Raw genomic sequence first — 4667 nt, forward strand, 5'->3', positions numbered from 1 at the left:
CTTGCCGATCCGCGACCTGCCCCGCTTCCGCGATCTCAGCGCCTTCCTCACCCATCTCGACGTCGCCGGACAACTCCGGCGGATTGCCGAGCCGGTCAGCGTCGTCCACGAAATCACCGAGATCCATCGCCGCGTCATCGCCGATGGCGGCCCTGCGCTGCTGTTCGAGCGCCCCTTGCTCCCGGGCGGAAAAGTCTCCTCCATGCCGCTTCTGACCAATCTGTTCGGAACCGTCGAGCGTGTCGCCTGGGGGCTCGGCGTCGAAACGAAGAACCTGCCCGCACTCGGCGGCAAGCTCGCCGAATTGCGCGATCCACGGCCACCGCGCGGGCTCGGCGAAGCCTGGCAGGCGCTGCCGTTGGCGCTCGCGGCTCTCTCGATGCGGCCACGCGAGCGTCGTCGGGCGCCTGTGCAGGAACGCGTCTTCCGGGACGACGCGATCGACCTGACCGCACTGCCGGTGCAACTCTGTTGGCCGGGCGAGCCCGCGCCCCTGATCACCTGGCCGCTGGTCCTCACCACGCCGCCCGAGCCCTCCCCAGGAGACGAGAGCAATCTCGGCGTCTACCGGATGCAGGTGCTGGGACGCGACCGCGCGATCCTGCGCTGGCTCGCCCATCGCGGAGGCGCGCGCCACCATGCCCAATGGCGCCGGCTCGACTGCGAGATGCCGGTCGCGGTGGTTATCGGCGCCGATCCGGCGACGATCCTCTCGGCTGTGCTCCCCCTGCCCGAAACGGTATCGGAAATGCGCTTCTCCGGTCTGCTGCGCAGCGAACGACCGGCACTCGTCTCTTGCGTCAGCGTTCCTCTTTTGGTTCCGGCCGATGCCGAGATCGTAATCGAGGGCTTCGTCTCCCCCGAAGAGACCGCCCCGGAAGGTCCGTATGGCGATCACACCGGCTATTACAATTCGGTCGAGCGCTTCCCGGTGATGCGGGTCACGGCGGTCACGATGCGGCGGGCACCGATTTATCTCTCGACCTTCACCGGCCGGGCGCCGGACGAGCCCTCGCGCATCGGCGAAGCCCTCAATGTGCTGTTCCTGCCACTGTTGCAACGGCAGTTCCCTGAGGTCGTCGATCTCTGGCTGCCGCCGGAAGCGTGCTCCTATCGGATTGCTGTCGTCGCTATCGCCAAGCGCTATCCGGGCCAGGCCCGCCGGCTCATGCTTGGCCTGTGGTCACTGCTGCCGCAGTTTTGCTACACCAAGCTCGTCATCGTCGTGGACGACGATATCGACCCGCGCGACTGGGCGCAGGTCATGTGGGCGGTGGCGACACGCTCCGATGCCGGCCGCGACCATGTCACGCTGACCGACACACCGATCGACTATCTCGATTTCGCCTCGCCGAAGCCGGGGCTCGGTGGCAAGCTCGGCATCGATGCCACCAACAAGCTACCGCCCGAAACCGAACGGGAATGGGGCAGGCCGATGGCGATGGACCCGGGCGTCAGTGCCCGTATCGACACGCTCTGGCCCTCGCTCGGACTCGAACCAGCATCAGGGCGCTCGGGATGAGCCAGCTGCACCGCGTCGTCGTCGGGATCAGCGGCGCCTCGGGCGCTGCCATCGGGCTCAGGGTCCTGGAGAGGCTGGCCGAGAGCGGCACGGTCGAGACGCATCTGGTGATCTCGCCAGCGGCAGAACGGACACTTTCAGCCGAGATCGATCCGGAGGCTCCCGCGCGGGCACGCGCACTGGCATCGCGGTGCCATGATCACCGCGATGTCGGCGCGAGTATCGCCAGCGGCTCCTTCCGGACGGCGGGCATGATCGTCGCGCCCTGCTCAATGCGCAGCCTTTGCGCCATCGCCTATGGTCAGCTTGGCGATCTTCTGACGCGCGCTGCCGATGTCCAGCTCAAGGAGCGGAGGCGCCTCGTGCTCGTGGCGCGGGAAAGCCCGCTGCATCTCGGCCATCTGCGGGCCATGGCACAGGTCACGGAGTTCGGCGCGATCATCGCACCGCCCGTTCCGGCCTTCTATCTGAAACCATGCGATATCTCCGAGATCGTTGATCAGATCGCCTTGCGCGCACTGGGGCTGCTCGACCTGAAAGGCGAAGCCGTCGCCTCCAGAGAATGGCGCGGTGGTGAAGCGTAACGGTTAAAGGCCGCACCTTCGCCCCATCGCTCGTCCCATCTGTGCCTTCTCGATACGCGCTCGCCAGCCCGCACTCCTGCGGTCGAGCGGCTGCCACGCCGGCTTCCCCGATCCGATGCTCAAACGGCGCGGCTGTATTGCCTCGGCGCGTGATCGAGATAGGCGTCGAAGGTCGAGGCGACTTTGCGGACGAATAGTCGCGCATCCTCCGGAAGCTGCACGCGGCGGCCGTCAAAATTCACCACCCCTTCCCGCGCGAGCTGCTCGAGGGCGCAACGTGACGAGGCGAGCGCGCCGGCATCCACGGGATGACGTGCGCAAACGGCGTCGATATCCACGGCGAGGTCACACATCACGCGCTCGATCAGCTCTGCGCGCAGCCTGTCTTCCGGGGTCAGCCGATATCCTCGGGCGATCGGCAATTTGCTGTCTGCGATCCGCTCGGCGTAACGGCCGATCACCACCTCGTTCTGGACATAGCCCTGAGGCAGGCGTCCGATCGCCGATGCACCGAGGCCGATCAACGCTTCGCACGGGTCGGTGGTGTAGCCTTGGAAGTTGCGGTGCAGCCGACCTTGCGACAGTGCCCTGACCATAGGATCTTCCGGCCGGGCAAAATGATCGAGCCCGATGCTGATATAGCCTGCGGCAACGAGCCTGCGCGCCATCGCCCCCGCCTGCTCATGCCGCGCCGCGCCGTCCGGCAGGTTCTCTGTCGCGATCCGGCGCTGGTGCTTCTTGAACTCCGGCACATGCGCGTAACCGAAGATCGAGAACCGGTCCGGCCGCATCGTCAGGCACTGCTCGACGGTGTCGACGCAGGATTGCACGGTCTGCTTCGGCAGACCGTATATCAGATCGAAGCTGACGGAGCCTATGCCAGCGCCGCGCAAGCCGGCGACTACGGCAGCAGTCTGCTCAACGCTCTGGATGCGGTTGATCGCCTTCTGCACGTCGGGATCGAAGCTTTGCACTCCGAGGCTCGCGCGATTGACGCCGGCCGCCGCCAACGCTGCGGTCATGGCTGGCGCGAGCCGGCGCGGGTCGATCTCGACGGCGATCTCAGCGTCGGGGTGAACCGCGAAATGCAGGCGCAAGTGCCTGACGAGCGCAACGAAATCCGCCGGTTCGAGGATCGTCGGCGTGCCGCCGCCGAAATGGACGTGCCGCACGTCGACAGGCGCCGCCAGATGTTCCGCGACAAGCGCGATTTCGCCGCGTAGCGCCGCGAGGTAGTCAATGATGGGGCCGTTGCGCAGCGCCACAGTGGTGTGACAGCCACAATACCAGCACATCGAGCGGCAGAACGGCACATGCAGATAGAGCGACGTCGTCGTGCCGGCCGCCAGCGCCTTCAACCAGCTTGCGTAGGACGAGCCGTCCACATGCGCCTGAAAATGGGGAGCAGTCGGATAACTCGTATAGCGCGGTAGCCGCTCGTCTCGATATGACGTGGTCTGCATCCCGCGGCTCCGACAGGCGGTTCGATTAACTGTTGTCTAGCCCTTCGATTGATCGCGTTGTTTGATATCCCGCAAAGTAGGGTTGGCTCGCTATGGCTGCAAAATGCAGCATGGTGCAGAGCTCGGTTTCATCACCAAAAAGCGAGAGATCACCCCATATTCGTGCGATCGCTGGACACAAAGCCAACTGGGCCGACGTCTCTAGGGAGTAGCGCGCCCGAGCCCGCCCGCTTGCCTCGGCCCGGTACCAGTTGCGGAGGGCTCTCGGAATGGCTGGGTCGGTCGTTCGACGATAGCGAGTTGATCCAGGTCAATGCGTCTTTCGCAGAGGTGCCAATCCCGGTCGCATGCTGACGCGACCTGCTTCACCTGCCTCTTCGATCGCATCAGCGCGACCGCCGTCGCGCTGAACGCCGATTTTCAACGTGCCGGATAGGCGTCTGCGTCCGCGTGGGCCTCGGCTTCTGCGCGAGCGATAGCGCCGTCGCGTTGGCGCTTGGCAGCGATATCGAGCCCGTTGATCAAGTCGCGGATCTCCCTGGCCGTGAGCTTCCCCTCGCGGATGTCGTCGAACAGCGCGATGGAATCCTCGCTCATCGTGATCGCGTTGAGGGTCACCAAGCACCTTCCGGCTGCCGGCTTAGCGACGCTTCTGCACGGCAAGCCAGAGCAGCATCAGGTAGCACCAAGCCGCTTCGGCAGGCAGTTTCAGAGTGCTGCGCCCAAGCTTTTGATTTGGAACCGGAATCCGCGGAACCATCTTGCGCGGAGTTTCCGAGGTTCCTGCACGAAGCAGAAAATGGTGGGCCGGGCCGGACTCGAACCGGCACCGGCGCTGTTATGAGCAGCGAGCTCTAACCATTGAGCTACCGGCCCACTCCTCGCCTAGCATCGCCGCAGCCCGGCAAGCAAGGCACATAAGGTGGGAATCGAAAGGGCCTCCCGGCATACCGGGAGGCCCTGTTCCGTTCCTGTGAGCCGAATGGCTCGGATCGTCGCGTCAGGCCGCAGCAGCGTGCCTGCGCTCGCCATGCTCCTCGGCGGCATGGCCCTGCCGGAAGGTGAAGCGGCCGATATGCTCGGTCAGCGCCCTCGTCT

The 4667-nt window shown here is 65.4% G+C and carries 4 protein-coding genes and 1 tRNA gene; 2 read left to right on the plus strand and 3 right to left on the minus strand.

Annotated elements, in window-relative coordinates; genetic code table 11:
* The first annotated feature begins 1 nt into the window (after position 1).
* Complete coding sequence (locus Q0Q36_RS24945) at positions 2 to 1522, plus strand: UbiD family decarboxylase (protein WP_293802572.1); 1521 nt, start codon at positions 2 to 4, stop codon at positions 1520 to 1522.
* Positions 1519 to 2106, plus strand: coding sequence for a UbiX family flavin prenyltransferase (locus Q0Q36_RS24950; RefSeq protein ID WP_293802574.1), 588 nt, complete (start codon positions 1519 to 1521; stop codon positions 2104 to 2106). Before Q0Q36_RS24945 ends, Q0Q36_RS24950 begins: the two co-directional genes overlap by 4 nt.
* Before the next feature lie 119 nt (positions 2107 to 2225).
* Here Q0Q36_RS24950 and hemN read toward each other — a convergent pair whose 3' ends face one another.
* The 3 genes from hemN to Q0Q36_RS24965 form a co-directional block, all read right to left on the minus strand.
* Positions 2226 to 3569, minus strand: a complete 1344-nt coding sequence (gene hemN, locus Q0Q36_RS24955) for an oxygen-independent coproporphyrinogen III oxidase (protein WP_293802576.1) — start codon at positions 3567 to 3569, stop codon at positions 2226 to 2228.
* A gap of 420 nt (positions 3570 to 3989) precedes the next feature.
* A complete protein-coding gene (locus Q0Q36_RS24960; RefSeq protein WP_293802577.1) occupies positions 3990 to 4187 on the minus strand; it encodes a hypothetical protein in 198 nt (65 codons plus the stop codon).
* 182 nt (positions 4188 to 4369) lie between these two features.
* Positions 4370 to 4445: transfer RNA gene (locus Q0Q36_RS24965), tRNA-Ile, on the minus strand.
* Between the last annotated feature and the right edge of the window lie 222 nt (positions 4446 to 4667).

The sequence above is a fragment of the uncultured Allobosea sp. genome, from assembly GCF_945957345.1.
In the GTDB taxonomy this organism is placed as follows: domain Bacteria; phylum Pseudomonadota; class Alphaproteobacteria; order Rhizobiales; family Beijerinckiaceae; genus Allobosea.

Excerpts from the sequence above, each read along its gene's own strand:
- Q0Q36_RS24950 (WP_293802574.1), top strand. The coding sequence starts at position 1,519 with ATGAGCCAGCTGCACCGCGTCGTCGTCGGGATCAGCGGCGCCTCGGGC.
- hemN (WP_293802576.1), bottom strand. The coding sequence starts at position 3,569 with ATGCAGACCACGTCATATCGAGACGAGCGGCTACCGCGCTATACGAGT.